Origin of the sequence: Pseudomonas oryzihabitans (genome assembly GCF_007665395.1) — a bacterium.
Lineage (GTDB): Bacteria > Pseudomonadota > Gammaproteobacteria > Pseudomonadales > Pseudomonadaceae > Chryseomonas > Chryseomonas psychrotolerans_C.
Window position 1 is genome coordinate 364,408 of record NZ_VDND01000001.1, and the last position, 14,377, is coordinate 378,784.

16 protein-coding genes and 3 pseudogenes are annotated in these 14,377 nt (G+C 60.4%); 9 read left to right on the forward strand and 10 right to left on the reverse strand.

What is annotated here, in order from left to right; genetic code table 11:
- Nucleotides 1–9: 9 nt before the first annotated feature.
- Nucleotides 10–540, forward strand: coding sequence for a phage tail protein (locus FSV73_RS01670; RefSeq protein WP_145002935.1), 531 nt, complete (start codon nucleotides 10–12; stop codon nucleotides 538–540).
- A pseudogene (locus FSV73_RS01675) lies at nucleotides 533–981 on the forward strand (phage virion morphogenesis protein). Before FSV73_RS01670 ends, FSV73_RS01675 begins: the two are co-directional and overlap by 8 nt.
- Before the next feature lie 33 nt (nucleotides 982–1,014).
- On the opposite strand, the gene FSV73_RS01680 reads toward FSV73_RS01675, so the two are convergent.
- Entirely contained in the window at nucleotides 1,015–2,346 is a 1,332-nt protein-coding gene (locus tag FSV73_RS01680) for a hypothetical protein (protein ID WP_145002938.1), read from the reverse strand.
- Nucleotides 2,347–2,460: 114 nt separating this feature from the next.
- On the opposite strand from FSV73_RS01680, the pseudogene FSV73_RS01685 reads away from it, so the two are divergent.
- A pseudogene (locus FSV73_RS01685) lies at nucleotides 2,461–2,862 on the forward strand (phage baseplate assembly protein V); the annotation flags it as partial.
- A 120-nt stretch (nucleotides 2,863–2,982) separates the two neighbouring features.
- Here the strand turns inward: FSV73_RS01685 and FSV73_RS01690 are convergent.
- Complete coding sequence (locus tag FSV73_RS01690; RefSeq protein WP_145002941.1) at nucleotides 2,983–3,600, reverse strand: hypothetical protein; 618 nt, start codon at nucleotides 3,598–3,600, stop codon at nucleotides 2,983–2,985.
- Nucleotides 3,601–3,766: 166 nt separating this feature from the next.
- Between FSV73_RS01690 and FSV73_RS01695 the strand changes: the two are divergent.
- Nucleotides 3,767–4,341: pseudogene (locus FSV73_RS01695) on the forward strand (phage baseplate assembly protein V).
- A 133-nt stretch (nucleotides 4,342–4,474) separates the two neighbouring features.
- Here the strand turns inward: FSV73_RS01695 and FSV73_RS26000 are convergent.
- Entirely contained in the window at nucleotides 4,475–4,786 is a 312-nt protein-coding gene (locus FSV73_RS26000; protein ID WP_186309137.1) for a hypothetical protein, read from the reverse strand.
- 141 nt (nucleotides 4,787–4,927) lie between these two features.
- On the opposite strand from FSV73_RS26000, the gene dusA reads away from it, so the two are divergent.
- Together dusA and tal are read left to right on the forward strand one after the other, a co-directional pair.
- Nucleotides 4,928–5,938, forward strand: coding sequence for a tRNA dihydrouridine(20/20a) synthase DusA (gene dusA / locus FSV73_RS01705; protein WP_145002944.1), 1,011 nt, complete (start codon nucleotides 4,928–4,930; stop codon nucleotides 5,936–5,938).
- Nucleotides 5,939–5,985: 47 nt separating this feature from the next.
- On the forward strand, nucleotides 5,986–6,912 hold the full coding sequence (gene tal, locus FSV73_RS01710) for a transaldolase (RefSeq protein WP_145002947.1): 927 nt from the start codon (nucleotides 5,986–5,988) through the stop codon (nucleotides 6,910–6,912).
- A 148-nt stretch (nucleotides 6,913–7,060) separates the two neighbouring features.
- Here tal and rssC read toward each other — a convergent pair whose 3' ends face one another.
- Complete coding sequence (gene rssC / locus FSV73_RS01715; protein WP_059229407.1) at nucleotides 7,061–7,543, reverse strand: anti-sigma factor antagonist RssC; 483 nt, start codon at nucleotides 7,541–7,543, stop codon at nucleotides 7,061–7,063.
- Nucleotides 7,540–8,724: a two-component system response regulator RssB gene (gene rssB, locus FSV73_RS01720; protein WP_145002950.1), complete on the reverse strand. Its 1,185-nt coding sequence runs from the start codon at nucleotides 8,722–8,724 to the stop codon at nucleotides 7,540–7,542. Before rssB ends, rssC begins: the two co-directional genes overlap by 4 nt.
- Nucleotides 8,725–8,928: 204 nt before the next feature.
- On the opposite strand from rssB, the gene FSV73_RS01725 reads away from it, so the two are divergent.
- Nucleotides 8,929–9,228, forward strand: a complete 300-nt coding sequence (locus tag FSV73_RS01725) for a PilZ domain-containing protein (RefSeq protein WP_145002953.1) — start codon at nucleotides 8,929–8,931, stop codon at nucleotides 9,226–9,228.
- Between the two features lie 59 nt (nucleotides 9,229–9,287).
- Here FSV73_RS01725 and FSV73_RS01730 read toward each other — a convergent pair whose 3' ends face one another.
- Nucleotides 9,288–9,914, reverse strand: a complete 627-nt coding sequence (locus FSV73_RS01730; protein WP_437179249.1) for an MlaA family lipoprotein — start codon at nucleotides 9,912–9,914, stop codon at nucleotides 9,288–9,290.
- A gap of 217 nt (nucleotides 9,915–10,131) precedes the next feature.
- Here FSV73_RS01730 and FSV73_RS01735 point away from each other — a divergent pair, with 217 nt between their 5' ends.
- Nucleotides 10,132–10,401, forward strand: a complete 270-nt coding sequence (locus FSV73_RS01735; RefSeq protein ID WP_145002959.1) for a DUF4404 family protein — start codon at nucleotides 10,132–10,134, stop codon at nucleotides 10,399–10,401.
- On the opposite strand, the gene queF is transcribed toward FSV73_RS01735, so the two are convergent.
- Genes queF through FSV73_RS01750 form a run of 3 tightly spaced genes read right to left on the reverse strand, consistent with a single transcriptional unit; the run spans nucleotide 10,402 to nucleotide 12,951 of the window.
- Complete coding sequence (gene queF / locus FSV73_RS01740; protein WP_145002962.1) at nucleotides 10,402–11,229, reverse strand: NADPH-dependent 7-cyano-7-deazaguanine reductase QueF; 828 nt, start codon at nucleotides 11,227–11,229, stop codon at nucleotides 10,402–10,404.
- A gap of 13 nt (nucleotides 11,230–11,242) precedes the next feature.
- On the reverse strand, nucleotides 11,243–12,022 hold the full coding sequence (locus FSV73_RS01745; RefSeq protein ID WP_145002965.1) for an ABC transporter permease: 780 nt from the start codon (nucleotides 12,020–12,022) through the stop codon (nucleotides 11,243–11,245).
- A complete protein-coding gene (locus tag FSV73_RS01750) occupies nucleotides 12,019–12,951 on the reverse strand; it encodes an ABC transporter ATP-binding protein (protein WP_145002967.1) in 933 nt (310 codons plus the stop codon). The genes FSV73_RS01745 and FSV73_RS01750 overlap by 4 nt, the downstream gene beginning before the upstream one ends.
- A 142-nt stretch (nucleotides 12,952–13,093) precedes the next feature.
- Here FSV73_RS01750 and FSV73_RS01755 point away from each other — a divergent pair, with 142 nt between their 5' ends.
- Nucleotides 13,094–13,504 carry a PA2817 family protein gene (locus FSV73_RS01755; RefSeq protein WP_145002970.1) on the forward strand — a complete coding sequence of 137 codons (411 nt, stop codon included), beginning with the start codon at nucleotides 13,094–13,096 and terminating at the stop codon, nucleotides 13,502–13,504.
- Between the two features lie 60 nt (nucleotides 13,505–13,564).
- On the opposite strand, the gene nfuA is transcribed toward FSV73_RS01755, so the two are convergent.
- Nucleotides 13,565–14,149: a Fe-S biogenesis protein NfuA gene (gene nfuA / locus FSV73_RS01760; protein ID WP_145002973.1), complete on the reverse strand. Its 585-nt coding sequence runs from the start codon at nucleotides 14,147–14,149 to the stop codon at nucleotides 13,565–13,567.
- Between the last annotated feature and the right edge of the window lie 228 nt (nucleotides 14,150–14,377).

Consider the following 14,377-nt stretch of genomic DNA (forward strand, 5'->3'; position numbering starts at 1 on the left):
AGATGCAGCATGAACAAGCCCGAGAGCCTTCGCGCGCACCTGCTCGCCGCTGTGGCAGAGCTGCGCCACAGCCCTGACCGGCTGCTGGTCTTCATCGACAAGGGCAAGCTCAGCTGCACAGCGGCGGCCAGCCTGTCCTGGGAGTACGGCTACGAGCTGCAGATCATCCTGACCGACTTCGCCGGCCACCCGGACGCCGTGATGCTGCCGCTCCTGGCCTGGGTGCGCACGAATCAGTCCGAGCTGCTGGCCAACCAGGACAAGGCCGCCCAGGGCATCGGTTTCGAAGCCGACATCCTGGACAATTCCAAGGTCGACCTGGCGATCACCCTGCCCCTCACCGAACGGGTGGTCGTGAAGCGCCAGGCCGACGGCACCTACCAGATCGAGCACGTCCCGGAGCCGCAATACACCGCGTACCATGAGCCGGCCACCTGGCAGGTCTTCGCCGGCGGCGAGCTGCTGGCCGAGTGGCGATCAGGATCCGCCGGCGACGCCATTGCCCTGGAAACGCCTCACCCAGGCCGCAGCCGTGGCTGACCTCGAGGCACTGGAGACCTGGCTCTCGCCGCTGCTGCAGAAGCTCGACAGCCGCGGCCAGCCCCAACTGGCCCGCAAGGCTGCCCAGCAACTGCGCCGCGGCCAGCAGCAGCGGATCCGCGCTCAGGTGAACCCGGATGGCTCGCCGTTCGAGGCGCGCAAGCCGCGGGATCAGCGTGGCAAGAAGGGACGGATCAAGCGGCGCATGTTCGAGAAGCTCAAGATGGCCCGCTATCTCAAGGCCAAGGGAACGCCGCAGCAGGCAGTGATCGGCTTCGCCGGCCGCGTCTCCCGCATCGCCCGCGTCCACCAGCACGGCTTGAAAGACCGCGCCGAGCGCGGAGCACCCGAGGTCCGGTGGCTCGCCGCGAGTTGCTCGGTTTGTCTGACCAAGACCTACGACATTTCAGATTCGCGCCATTAGAAGAACTTGATATATAGCGAGCTCCGCGCAAAGCACTCACACAAAAAGCCCTAAAGCTTTAGTTCGTCCTGACCCGCACTAGTAGCTTCATCATCAATAGCTGAACGATCAATTCCAATCCGATCAAGCATTTCCACTTCATCCTGAGAAACGATGTAGAGAATAAATCCGCTGTCCGTTACCCTGAGTTGATTTTCTGTTTGATCAAAGTCCAATATCACTGGCTTAACATGATACTTATGCTGCACTTTCGCTGTGTTCTGCAAAGCCTGAAGCACGTTGTTTTGCAGCAGTTGCCCTTGTCTTTCTGGATGAACCTCGTTAAGACGCCTAAAAATCACAGAAAGCTTTAAACCTTTCTTTAATGCAATCGAATCGCTAGTGACCAATACATATGTAATCCAGCGATACATTTCAAGTTCAGTTTTGTTGAGCCCCTCTGAAAACTCCTCTAGAAACTTCTGATAGCGACCGGCCTGCTCTGCCCCGATGCTTTTTACGATATCCTTTACTTCTGAAGGATCATCAATTTGCTTGAGTTCATCTTGCCGTTCGAAGACATCGGCCCTCTCACACAGCCTATAACAGGTCTCCTGCAAAACGCCGATATTGCCTTGGCATAGCCTAAGGATTTCATCTTTAACCTCTGAGGAAAACTCGACATTTAAAAGGGGCTGACCTTCTAGGATAACCTGTTTAAGATCATGCTCCTCCCACCTATCAGCGTCTACAGGAACGAGGCGACCCGCTAAGTCTCCATTATATAATACAAGCTTGTTAGACTCTAGCCACACACCTACAACAATAAAGACTATATCAGACTTCTCATGGAAAATTTTTAGATCGAACGAAACCTCTCTTTGAACCTCTTCCGACAAATAATGAAAATCTTCAAGTACAATATACTTTTTAAAACCAAGGGCCTTCAATGCCTGTACCACATCATTAGGATCTGCCGGATCCAATTCAAGATAAAATTGCTCCGTAACGGACTCATCCTTGGTGTCGTATCCGGCCTTACCTTGTCCTGATGCCTCTGCAAAAAATGGTACCCCACCCTTGCCTGAGGCGGTAATCTCAAACTTCTTAGTACCTGAGACCGTCGATTTATCTGTAACCTTAAGTGAAACGTTAACCTGCTTAAATACACTTTCATAAATTTGCAGGCGCGAGGTACCACTGCTGCACTGCACGACAATATAGTCATCATCAGATAAGTTATATTTCCTAACACAGGTCTTACCCTGCTTAGACCCTCCAAAAATAACAATATGCTTATCCCTATTTAGAGAGTTCACAAATTTATTATCTACATAGTCTCTTTTGACGTAAGTCTTTGGTATCCCCCGAGCAACACCATACACCTCTGAAAGCTTAACCATTTTTATTCCTTGATCTGAGCCAATTGACGCCCTTAGGACTTCGTCCTTTGTAGGCGACGTTCCCACAAAAGACAATGGATGAAAGGAAAATTAGCTGAAGCCATCCTCCGCGGCATGACCGACATCGCCGCCCTCTCCCGCCTCATCGAGAACCTGATCCGCCTTGGCACCATCGCCGAGGTCGACCATGGCAGTCTCCAAGAAAAACGCCCTGCCCGGGTTCGGGTTCAGAGCGGCGAGCTGCTGACCGGCTGGTTGCCCTGGGCCGCCCTGTGCGCTGGCACCACCCGCGACTGGGATCCGCCCACCGTGGGCGAGCAGGTCGTGGTTTGCAGCCCCAGCGGCCAGACCGCCCAGGGAATTGCCATTGGCGGCCTATTCAACGCCCTCATCCCCGCTAACGGCGATCGCGCCGGTCTGCACCGCCGCACCTACCCGGACGGCGCCGTGGTCGAGTACGACAGCGAAGCCCACCAACTGCTGGCCACCCCGCCCGCCGGCCGCCTGGCAGGTCTTTGCCAACGGAGAACGGCTCGACGAGCAGGAGGATGGATCGGCCGGTGACGAGGCTACCTAGCTCGTGAAACCAATCTTCAATACCAACCGCCAAAGCTTTATCGCCTAATAATCGAGTGATTAATCGGACGACCCAGCAACTTCAAGGCGTGAAGTAAAAGGCTTCCATTCTTGCAGATAGTAGTCTGAATCGCGCGCTTTCAGGCCTTCACCAAACTCACTTAAAAAAGCCTCACACTTGGCACCCTGCCCGGTATATTTCAACAAAGCGGCATATCTTTGTGGATTACCACCCATCATTCCGACATTAATCTTGATCTTTCGCTCCGCCTCTTGCTCATTCGCCATTTTGCGCAGATATGAACCAACTTTTTCCCGCCATAGACGCAGAGCAATGTCTACCGTTTCGGCCGCCCCATCCGAGTCAGAGAATTTTAGATCTAGTGCGATGCCCGTTGCAGCCTTGACCTCATATCCGTATGACGCGATTCGCTTATCATATTTAGAACCCAAGCAAGTCGCACACAACTTTTCTACGGGCACCCAATGGACACCGATATTATAATTAGCCCAATAAAACCCATACCACTTACCAATGGCGACTGACACAAACGCATACCAATCATCATCCATCGGCTTATAAAAATTCGTTGCACCTACAAAACCTTCATTACGAAACGCTTTATTTAGAAGACCCCTAAATTCTTTCGCCAAAGCTGGTACCGCCAAAGCTTGCATTATGAAATCCCTTTTATAAGTTTAGCGACTTAGGCAACGATGGAAGGCCTCGGCGGCTTTCTTCTCTTACATGCTCATATCTTGCCCACACACTTTGATTTGTAGCTAGCTTGGTTACAAGTGCTGGTTGCTGTGCGGCTCGCACGCGCCGGCCATCCTCGCCGCCATGACCAACATCGCCGCCCTCTGCCGCCTCATCGAGAACCTGATCCGCCTCGGAACCATCGCCGAGGTCGACCACGGCAGTCTCACAGCCAAATGCCTTGCCCGGGTTCGGGTTCGGGTTCGGGTTCGGGTTCAGAACGGCGACCTGCTGACCGGCTGGTTGCTCTGGACCGCACTGCGCGCCGGCACCACGCGCGACTGGGATCCGTCCACCATGGGCGGGCCGATGCTGGTCCTCAGTCCCAACGATCAGACCGCCTAGGGCCTCGTTCTCCGTGGCCTATTCAGCGCGCACATCCCCGCCAACGGCGATCGCGCCGGCCTGCGCCGCCGCACCTACCCGGACGGCGCTGTCGTTGAGTACGACAGCGAAGCCCACCAGTTGCTGGCCACCCTGCCTCCGGCGGACGTGTCGAGATCGTCGCCCCGGGCGGTTTCACGCTGCAGGGCGACGTAGACATCGCGGGCCTGGTGACCGTGACCCGCGATGTCGTCGCCGCCGGCATCAGCTTGGTCAAGCACCCGCACGTGGGTGTCCAGGCCGGCAACGCGAGGACCGGAGCGCCCACGCCATGATGAGCCGCGCAACGGGTTTTGCCGTTACCGAGCTTGAGGAGCTCCAGCAGTCGGTCGCCGACATCCTCACCACGCCAATCGGCACACGCCTGATGCGCCGCCCCTATGGCAGCGACCTGTTAGGCCTGGTCGATCAGTTGCTCTGTGACGCCACCGCCGTGCAGGCCAAGTCCATGACCGTGATCGCCCTCAGGCGCGGAAAGCTGCGGCTCAATCCCACCCGCATCCGGCCCATGGTGCCGCCATACTCCTTCAGGTACCTGCCGATCATCTGGCGCACGGTCGCACCCTGCCGCCGAACGCGTTCCAGGGCTCCAGGCTCAGCGAGCTCCGCTTCTCGCTTGCGAATCCATGCCTGTGCGGTCTGCTTCCGCTCGAAGGTCTGGGATTCTTGGTAGACTATGAGGCCTTCGCGGCGCAGCCTGATCTGGGCGGTATAAGTCACGCCCTTCTTGTTTTCCCGCCGTGTAATCGTCCCCATTCAGCGTCCAGTGCTTAAAAAGATTTTCCAGTGCTTAAATTTAGCACTGACATCTAAAAAACCGGCAAAAATGGGGCAAAACAGTGCTACAAACGAAATCTCCAGATGCTAGCTGAAACCGCCTCAAACCCAGCAACCACGCGCCCTGAGCCGTCCCGCCGCTTCTCCGTGGCGCCCATGATGGACTGGACGGATCGTCACTGCCGCTATTTCCACCGCCTGTTGTCGCAGCATGCCCTGCTCTATACCGAGATGGTCACCACCGGCGCCCTCCTACATGGCGATGCCCAGCGGTTTCTCCGGCATGACGAGACCGAGCATCCGCTGGCTTTGCAGCTAGGCGGCAGTGTACCGGGTGAATTGGCAGCGGCAGCGCGGCTGGGTGAACAGGCGGGTTACGACGAGATCAACCTCAATGTCGGCTGCCCCAGCGACCGGGTGCAGAACAACCTGATCGGCGCCTGCCTTATGGCTTATCCGGAGCGGGTAGCCGATGGGGTCAAGGCGATGCGCGATGCGGTAGCCATTCCGGTCACCGTCAAGCACCGCATCGGGATTTCCGGGCGCGACAGCTATGAAGCCCTGCAGGACTTCGTCGGCCAGGTCGCGGAGGCGGGTTGCCGCAGCTTTACCGTGCATGCCCGCATCGCCATCCTCGAAGGGCTGTCGCCCAAGCAGAATCGCGAGATCCCGCCGCTGCGCTACGATGTGGCCGCGCAGCTGGTGGAGGATTTTCCGGATCTCGAGTTCATCCTCAACGGCGGCATCAAGACCCTCGACACCTGCCGCGAGCAACTGGAGGTATTCGATGGCGTGATGCTGGGCCGCGAGGCCTACCAGAACCCCTACCTGCTCGCCGAGGTGGACGCGGCGCTCTACGGCTGTGACCGTCCGCAACTGACCCGTCACGAGGTGATGCTGCAGCTGCGGCCCTATGTCGAGGCGCATCTGCAACAGGGTGGTCTCATCCACCACGTCACCCGCCATGTCCTGGGCCTGGCGCAGGGGTTTCCCGGCGCCCGACGCTTCCGCCAACTGCTCTCCACCGACCTGCATCGCAGCCCTGAACCGCTGCGCCTGTACGACGAGGCCACTGAACTTCTCAGGGGCCATTGAGTCACGTCTCCACGATGTCCATTCGCTAACCGAAGGAAAGACCTGCCATGAGCAAGCTGGAACAACTCAAGCAATACACCACGGTCGTCGCCGATACCGGCGATCTGGACGCCATCGCCCGCCTCAAGCCCTACGACGCCACGACCAACCCTTCGCTGCTGCTCAAGGCTGCCGCCCTGCCCCGCTATGAGGATCACCTGCAGGCCGCCTTCAGCGGCGCGGGTGGCGACATCGGCCTGGCCTGCGATCGCTTCGCCGTGGCCGTGGGTGGCGAGATCCTCAAGCTGATCCCGGGCCGCATCTCCACCGAGGTGGATGCCCGCCTGTCGTTCGATACCAGCGCCACCCTGGATCGCGCCCATCGCCTGATCGAGCTGTACGAGAAGGCCGGCATCGGCAAGGACCGCGTGCTGATCAAGATCGCCTCCACCTGGGAAGGCATCCGCGCCGCCGAGCAGCTGGAGAAGGAAGGCATCCAGACCAACCTGACCCTGCTGTTCTCCTTCGCTCAGGCCGCCGCCTGCGCCGATGCCGGCGTGTTCCTGATCTCGCCCTTCGTTGGCCGTATCTACGACTGGTACAAGAAGGCCGAGGGCCGCGACTATGAAGGCGCCGAGGATCCGGGCGTGAAGTCCGTGACCCGCATCTACCAGTACTACAAGGCCAATGGCTACGAGACCGTGGTGATGGGCGCCAGCTTCCGCAACCTGAACCAGATCGAGCAGTTGGCTGGCTGCGATCGCCTGACCATCAGCCCCGAACTGCTGCAGCAGCTGTCGGAAGCCCAGGGCGACCTGCCGCGGGTGCTGACTGCCGACGCCAACGGTGGTGAGCCCAAGCAGCAACTGAACGAAGCCGCCTTCCGCTGGGCGCATAACGAAGACGCCATGGCCACCGAGAAACTGGCCGAAGGCATTCGCCAGTTCGCCCGGGATCAGGAAAAGCTGGAAGTGCTGCTGCCCGGCAAGCGCTAAGTTCTATTCGCCGAGCGAAGGTCAGGCAAGGCGAAAAAGGCTGAGGAAACGGAGTTTACGAGGGGTAAATGAGCATTCCGAAGCCTTTTTCCGCGCAGCATCACCGATGCGCAGGCATTTCTCGGACAGAACGTAAGCGACAGCCTGGTCAGTGCCTTTCGAGGGCACTGACCAGATCGCGAAAGGCATTGCGATTGGATTCATTGAGGCCCATCAACACCCGATGGGCTTCCAGCACGCGACTGCGCACCTCGGCTTCCGATTGATCCTGCGGCGGCAGGTCGGTCAGGCACTCCGGGCAAGGCAGTACGGTCTCGACGATATTGAACACCTGATCGAACCCCATGGAGTCCAGCAGGCGCAGGATGTCCGGGTTGTTCGTCGTCAGCATGGGCAGCAGCCCGATGCGCTGCCGCGACAGGATCGACAGCTTGGCCAGCAGGCCCAGGGTGGTGCTGTCGATGCTCTGCGTCTCGGTCAGATCGATGACGATGGACGAGAAATTCAGCGACGAGAAGATGTGCTCGATGGTCGCGTCCAGCGCCGAGCAGAGGGTCAGGCGCACCTCGCCGGTGAATTTCAGGACGAAGGTGCCATCCTGCTCGGCAAATTGGATTTTTCCGGTGCTCATGCCAGGTTCCTGCTCAACACCAGCAAAGCGATATCGTCGGGCATCTCGGAGACGGATGCCAGATTGAGGGCTTCGCTCAGGCCTGCCAGTGTACCGCCGGCGCGGCGGACGTAATCGGGCAAGCTGTGTTCTTTCTCTTTCAAATTGTCTCCCGGCAGCAGATCGAAGATGCCATCCGAAAAGAGGGTAAGGCTGAACCGCTCGGGCAAGGCCATCTGGTGGTCATTGTAGGTGGCTTCCTTGAACAGGCCCACCGGCAGCCCCTTGCCGACCAGGAAACGGGTTTCTTCCGGCGTGTGCAGCACGGGTAACGGCAGATGGCCACCGATGCTGTAGGCCAGGGTACCCGTGGTTTCATCGATGACGCCACCGAGCATGGTCACGTGCTTGCCCAGCTTGCAATCGAGCAGTCCTCGGTTGATATGGCCGAGGACGTCCGATGGCTTGAATTCGGGCAGGGTGCCATTGCGCCTGGACTCATAGAGCAGGCGCGTGGTCATGAACTTCAGCAGCACCGTCACGAACGCCGAGGAGGCGCCGTGGCCGGAGACGTCCGCCAGATAGAAGGCGACCCGATGCTCGTCGATGCGAAAGTAATCGACGAAATCGCCGGACAGATACAGCGACGGGATGATTTCGTGGGCGAAGTTCAGCCCTTCGGTCTCCCAAGGCGTCACGGGCAGCATATTCATCTGCACGTGGCGACCGGCGTTCTGGTCTTCCTGCAGCAGACTCAGGCTGGCCTGCAACTCGCGATTGGCATTCTCCAGCTTGACCCGGTAGCGATCGTTCTCCAAGCGCAGCCGGGCACGGTCCAGGGCCCGATTCACCGAGTGCTCCAGGACCATCAGGTCCTCGAGGGGCTTGATCAGGTAATCGGCGGCGCCCAGGCGCAGGGCTTCCACGACATCGCTCATGACTCCGGCGCCGGACAGCACCAGCACCGGCGTATCGATGGAGAGCTCGCTGATACGGCGCAGCAAGGTCAAGCCATCGACCTGCGGCATGCGTAGATCGCAAATGATGAGGTCGGGCTGTTCACGCTCGAAAATCTGCAGGCCCTGCTGACCATTGCTGGCCTGCAGGACGGTGAAGCCACTGTCTTCGAGATAGTCGGCGAGACTGAGGCGAACCACCTCGTCATCGTCAATGATCAAGAGCGTGGCAGGCGAATTAGACATAGAGGATCCAGGCATGCACCCGAACGGCAAACCGGCGGACGCTATCCGACACGGGCCACGGTGATTACGACACGGCGGAGACACTACTCCCATCCATCGGGGGGTTCAAGCTTGCCAACCGGATGGAATATCTTTACAGGGTAGCTTTCTAGAGTTTATACCTCCAGGAGACCGCCTTCCATCCTCCCAAGCAGTAGGATAGCCATGAGCACCATTGACCGCTCTTACAGTGAAAAGCGCGACTTCATTCGCATGAACGTCGACTCCAAGGCCCTCATTAAAGTCGGCGACAGCACCTTCGAGGCGCGTTGCGTCGACCTGTCCAGCACCGGCTTCCAGATCGAGGCCGCCACCCGCCTGCAGGTGGGTGACAAGGTCACCGTGCTGATTCCCTCCAGCCACGCGGAGCTCCAGGGCTTGGAAGCGGAAGCCGAGGTGCTGCGTGTCGAGGCGACGGCCTCCGGCCAGCAGCTCCTGGGACTGTCCGTCCTGGAAATGCGCTAGGCGCCCGACCCACGAAAAAGGCAGCCCTCGGGCTGCCTTTTTTCTTGGCGGCGAGCGGACTAGAAGTCGTCGACCACCTGGCCATCCTTGACCTTGAATTCGCGGGTCTGCAGGTAGGCGTTGCGAATGAACACGTACTTGTCACCGGTGATCAGGCGCTCGGCCTGCAGCAGACCGGCCCGGGTATCGACGGTGCTGAGGGCGAAGGCGCTGTTGCGCACGGCCACATCGTCTACGTAGGGATAGGCACTGGTGTAGCTGTCGGGAATCCGGCCAATCCCGTCGCGCACACTGCTGGGCCCGAAGAACGGCAGGACCAGGTAGGGACCGCTGTTGGCGCCCCATTTGCCGAGGGTCTGGCCAAAGTCTTCGTCATTGCGCTGCAGGCCGGCCTTGGTCGCCACATCCACCAGGCCGAGGCCACCCAGGGTGGTGTTCATCAGCAGGCGCGCCGTGTCCACCCCGGCATGCTCGACCTTGCCCTGCAGCAGGTCGTTGGCCAGGTTGCGCACGTCACCCAGGTTGTTGAAGAAGTTGCTCACACCGGTCTGCACGAAACCCGGGGTGAAACGCTGGTAGCCCTGGGCGACTGGCTTCAGGGCATAGGTGTCCAGGGTGTCGTTGAACACGAAGATCTTGCGGTTGAAGCCTTCCCAGGGATCGGGATTCCCGGCATCCGCTGCCATCGCCTGACCGGCAAACGTCAGGGCCGTTGCCAGGAGCGGGCCCCAGACCCTGGAACTACGTCGCTCGACCGTCATCGCTTCTCTCCTCGTTGCACTCAGACGCCTGAAAGGCGCCGATTATAGTCACAGCTTTGCCAGTTTGGCTTAGGGCTAGGCTCAGTCACTCGATCTTTGACCCACCGTCGCGGTCAAAGAGTCCGGACACAGGAGAAACGCCATGACCACCTCTCATCTGCAGGAACAACTCGACCACCTCCGCCACCAGCTGGACCAGGACCCGCCCGCCTCGCCCGAGGACAGAGAGGAGCTGGAGCTGCTGATCCGTGACATTGAGTTCCAGCTGGCCAACGAAGACGCCACCCACACCCGCGATGGCAGCCTGGCCGACGGCGTCAACCTGGCGGTGGAGCGCTTCGAGGCCAGTCACCCGACCATGGCCGGCACGCTCCGGTCGATCATGAACAGCCTGAGCAGCATGGGCATCTGATCACTGCCGGACGTAGCGCTCCGCGGCGGGCTGGATGGCGTCACTGCTTCGGTAGGGATTGATGTCCAGCCCGCCACGGCGCACGTAGCGGGCGAATACCGTCAGCCGCGCCGGCTGGAGCAACCGCCACAGGTCCAGATAGATACGCTCGACGCATTGCTCGTGGAAGTCGGCGTGCTGGCGGAAGGCGACCAGGTACCGCAGGAGGCTGGCCGGATCCAGGGCCAAGCCTTCGTCGTACTCGACCACCACGGTGCCCCAGTCCGGCTGGCCGGTGACCGGGCAGTTGGATTTCAACAGGTGGCTGTAGTAGCCCTGGCTGTCCCGCGCCGCGCCCACGCTCAGCAACTGCGGCTGCGGGTGGGCGTAGCGATCAACAGTGACGTCCAATTCATCGATGCACCGGCCATGCGGGCGCTGGACACCCCGCGCGGCCCAGTCATCCAGGGACGCCAGGGCGACGCCGACCCGGCCACCCGCCGCGGCACTGAGGTCCTCGACCAGGACGGCCTCGAGCTCCGCCAGGCTGGCGAACACCGACTGGTTCAGCGAGTTGAGGTACAGCTTGAACGACTTGGACTCGATGATGTTCGGCGAGTCGGCCGGAATCGAGAATTCGGCGATCGCCACCACCGGCTTGCCCGAAGGCAGCAGCCAGGACAGCTCGTAGCAGGTCCAGACATCCACGCCGCGAAACGGCAGGGCCTGCCCATCCAGGCCGAGTTCCGCCCACTTGGGCGCGCGCGGGATCGGATAGAGCAGCGTCGGCGCGTACTGGCTGACGTACTCGGTGCTCTTGCCCAGGGGCGATTGTTCTACGCTATGCATGACACTCGGACACTCAATGACGCATGCCGCGCCCGCTCACGAGCAGGCGGATGCTGACCAGATAAAGCACGACCACGGCGAACAGCATGAAGGCGATCGCCACCCCGATGCGGATGTCGGACACCCCGAGGATGCCGTAGCGGAAGGCGTTGACCATGTGCAGGATGGGGTTGACCAGCGACACCTTCTGCCAGAAGGCGGGCAGCAGGTCGATGGAATAGAAGACCCCGCCCAAATAGGTCAGAGGCGTCAGCACGAAGGTCGGCACGATGGAGATGTCGTCGAAGTTGCGCGCATAGACGGCGTTGATGAAGCCACCCAGGGCGAAGATTGCCGCCGTCAGCACGATCACCAGCAGCATGATGCCGAGGTGGTGGACCTGCATGTCGGTAAAGAACAGCGACAGCAGGCTGACGATGGCCGCCACGGCGAGACCGCGCAGGATGCCGCCCATGGCGTAGCCGATGAGGATCACGTGGGGCGACACCGGCGACACCAGCAGCTCTTCCACCGAGCGCTGGAACTTGCTACTGAAGAAGCTGGAGACCACGTTGCTGTAGGCGTTGGTGATCACCGACATCATGATCAGACCTGGCACGATGTACTGCATGTAGGTGAAGCCACCCATGCCGCCGATACGATTGCCGATGAGGTTTCCGAAGATCACGAAGTACAGGACCATGGTGATCGCCGGGGGCAGCAGGGTCTGCGCCCAGATACGGGTGAAGCGGCGCACTTCGCGGTGGACGATGGTCCGCAGCGCCACCAGGTTGGCTTGGAATTCGGTACTCATCGGGCGACCTTGGCTAGGTTCTTTTCCACCAGGGAGACGAACAGCTCCTCCAGGCGATTGGCTTTGTTTCTCAGGCTCTGGACCTGGATACCCGCGGCATCCAGCTGGCGGAACAGGGCGTTGACCCCGCTGGCCTTGTCGATGGCCACCTCGAAGGAGTGATCGCCCAGCAGCCTGGTCGGATAGCCTTCCAGGATGGGCGCCGCCGTCAGCGGCTGGACCACATCGACGATGAAGGTCTCGACGTTGAGCTTCTGCAGGAGCTTGCGCATGCTGGTGTGCTCCACCAGCTCGCCATGGTCGATGATGGCGATGTTGCGGCAGAGCTGCTCGGCCTCTTCCAGGTAGTGGGTGGTGAGGATGATGCTGGTCCCCTGCCCGTTCAACTCGGTGAGGAAATTCCACATGGAGCGGCGCAGCTCGATGTCCACCCCGGCGGTGGGCTCGTCGAGGATCAGCAGACGCGGCTTGTGGATCAGGGCGCGGGCGATCATCAGCCGGCGCTTCATGCCGCCCGAGAGCATCCGCGAGGGGGTATCGCGCTTGTCCCAGAGGCCGAGCTGGGTGAGGTACTCCTCGGCGCGCTCGCCGGCGATGCGGGCCGGGATGCCGTAGTAGCCCGCCTGGGTCACCACGATGTCGAAGGCCTTCTCGAACTGGTTGAAGTTGAATTCTTGGGGCACCACGCCCAGGCAACGCTTGAGACCTGCCGGGTCCTTGTCCAGGTCGTTGCCGAACACCGACACCGAGCCGCCGGTCTTGTTGACCAGGGTCGAGAGGATGCCGATGGTGGTCGACTTGCCTGCCCCGTTCGGACCGAGCAGGGCGAAGAAGTCACCTTCGAGCACATCGAGGTCGATACCCTTGAGGGCGGTGAAGCCATTGTTGTAGGTCTTGGTCAGACCGCGAATGGAGAGAGCTAGACTCATGTGCCTCCCGGCAAGAACAGATTCGCAAAGAAAAGTGCTACTTCCTATAACCCCGGCAACGGGCAAAGGTTCGATCCTAGTCGAACCAGACAACGCCGGACAGTGCCCCTATACTGCGCAGCCGCTTTTTCAGGAGACACCCATGGCCACTACCTATCTCGCCCACCACGTTGCCCTCCTCGCCCAGCTGCGAGCGGTCCTGGCCGATGTCGGCGCGGCGGAGCAGGTGCCCTCGGAGAACCACGCTCTGTTCCTCGAGCGCTTCGACGAGCTGGTCGCCGGGCTGCCGCAGGCGCCGGAAGAGTACGCCTATCTCGGCCAAGACCTGCTGAGCCAGATCTTCAGCCGCTATCCGCAGATCGCCCACCGGGTGCCGCGCGACCTGCTGTGGTTCTTCGGTGGCGATTGCCTGCACTTCATGCCGGACGAAGAGCTGGCGCTCTATCAGCGACTGGACGAACGCCGTCACGAAGCGGAATCCCGCGGCGAAACCTTCGACTGGGCACAGGAACAGCGCCTGATGGCCCTGCCGGAGGATGCGGCGCGCCACTAAAACGCCAGAGGGCTATCGACCAGGTCGATAGCCCTCCGCGACCGCACGAACGCGCCAGCTCTAGTAGTAGGCGTTTTCGCGGTTAGTATGGTCGGTCACGTCGCGCACGGCGGTGAGCTGGGGAATCCGCTCCAGCAGGGTGCGTTCCACCCCGTCCTTGAGCGTCAGGTCCACCTGACCACAGCCCTGGCAGCCACCGCCGAAGCGCAGCACGGCCACGTTGTCGTCGACGATGTCGACCAGGCTGACCATGCCACCGTGGCTGGCCAGCCCCGGATTGATCTCGGTCTGCAGGTAGTAGTCGACGCGCTCGTTGAGCGGGCTGTCCTCGTTGACCATGGGCACCTTGGCGTTGGGCGCCTTGATGGTCAGCTGGCCGCCCATGCGATCGGTCGCGTAGTCCACCAGGGCGTCTTCGAGGAAGGGCTGGCTGATGGCATCGATGTAGGCCGTGAAAGCCTTCAAGCCGATGGGCTGGTCGTCCGGCTTCTCTTCGCCGGGCTTGCAGTAGGCGATGCAGGTCTCGGCGTACTGGGTGCCGGGCTGGGTAATGAAGATGCGGATACCGATCCCGGGGGTGTTCTGCTTTTCCAACAGGTCGGCCAGGTAATCCTGAGCCGCGTCGGTAATGATGATGGCGCTCATGGTCACTCCTCAACAGGTGTGACAAGTTTACGCCACCCTACCCCCGGACGAAAGCCCTAGTGAAACAGTCGGATAATCGTCTGGCGTCTCTCGACGTCTGGCGGGCTGGCACCAGACGACACCCTGCCGGCGCCGCGCAGAGATGTGAGGAAGCGGATCGGGCTCGGATGCGCTTACGAGTAAAAAAGGAGCATGGCGGCGCTGGCCTGCCAGGGCTTTACCACGAGA

Bases quoted from the DNA above. Each gene is read 5' to 3' on its own strand.
- rssB (WP_145002950.1), bottom strand. From the start codon at position 8,724: ATGTCTAATTCGCCTGCCACGCTCTTGATCATTGACGATGACGAGGTG.
- FSV73_RS01755 (WP_145002970.1), top strand. From the start codon at position 13,094: ATGGCCACTACCTATCTCGCCCACCACGTTGCCCTCCTCGCCCAGCTG.
- dusA (WP_145002944.1), top strand. From the start codon at position 4,928: ATGCTAGCTGAAACCGCCTCAAACCCAGCAACCACGCGCCCTGAGCCG.
- rssC (WP_059229407.1), bottom strand. From the start codon at position 7,543: ATGAGCACCGGAAAAATCCAATTTGCCGAGCAGGATGGCACCTTCGTC.
- FSV73_RS01725 (WP_145002953.1), top strand. From the start codon at position 8,929: ATGAGCACCATTGACCGCTCTTACAGTGAAAAGCGCGACTTCATTCGC.
- queF (WP_145002962.1), bottom strand. From the start codon at position 11,229: ATGCATAGCGTAGAACAATCGCCCCTGGGCAAGAGCACCGAGTACGTC.
- tal (WP_145002947.1), top strand. From the start codon at position 5,986: ATGAGCAAGCTGGAACAACTCAAGCAATACACCACGGTCGTCGCCGAT.
- FSV73_RS01680 (WP_145002938.1), bottom strand. From the start codon at position 2,346: ATGGTTAAGCTTTCAGAGGTGTATGGTGTTGCTCGGGGGATACCAAAG.
- FSV73_RS01735 (WP_145002959.1), top strand. From the start codon at position 10,132: ATGACCACCTCTCATCTGCAGGAACAACTCGACCACCTCCGCCACCAG.
- FSV73_RS01750 (WP_145002967.1), bottom strand. From the start codon at position 12,951: ATGAGTCTAGCTCTCTCCATTCGCGGTCTGACCAAGACCTACAACAAT.
- FSV73_RS01745 (WP_145002965.1), bottom strand. From the start codon at position 12,022: ATGAGTACCGAATTCCAAGCCAACCTGGTGGCGCTGCGGACCATCGTC.
- FSV73_RS01690 (WP_145002941.1), bottom strand. From the start codon at position 3,600: ATGCAAGCTTTGGCGGTACCAGCTTTGGCGAAAGAATTTAGGGGTCTT.
- FSV73_RS01730 (WP_437179249.1), bottom strand. From the start codon at position 9,914: ATGGCAGCGGATGCCGGGAATCCCGATCCCTGGGAAGGCTTCAACCGC.
- FSV73_RS01670 (WP_145002935.1), top strand. From the start codon at position 10: ATGAACAAGCCCGAGAGCCTTCGCGCGCACCTGCTCGCCGCTGTGGCA.
- nfuA (WP_145002973.1), bottom strand. From the start codon at position 14,149: ATGAGCGCCATCATCATTACCGACGCGGCTCAGGATTACCTGGCCGAC.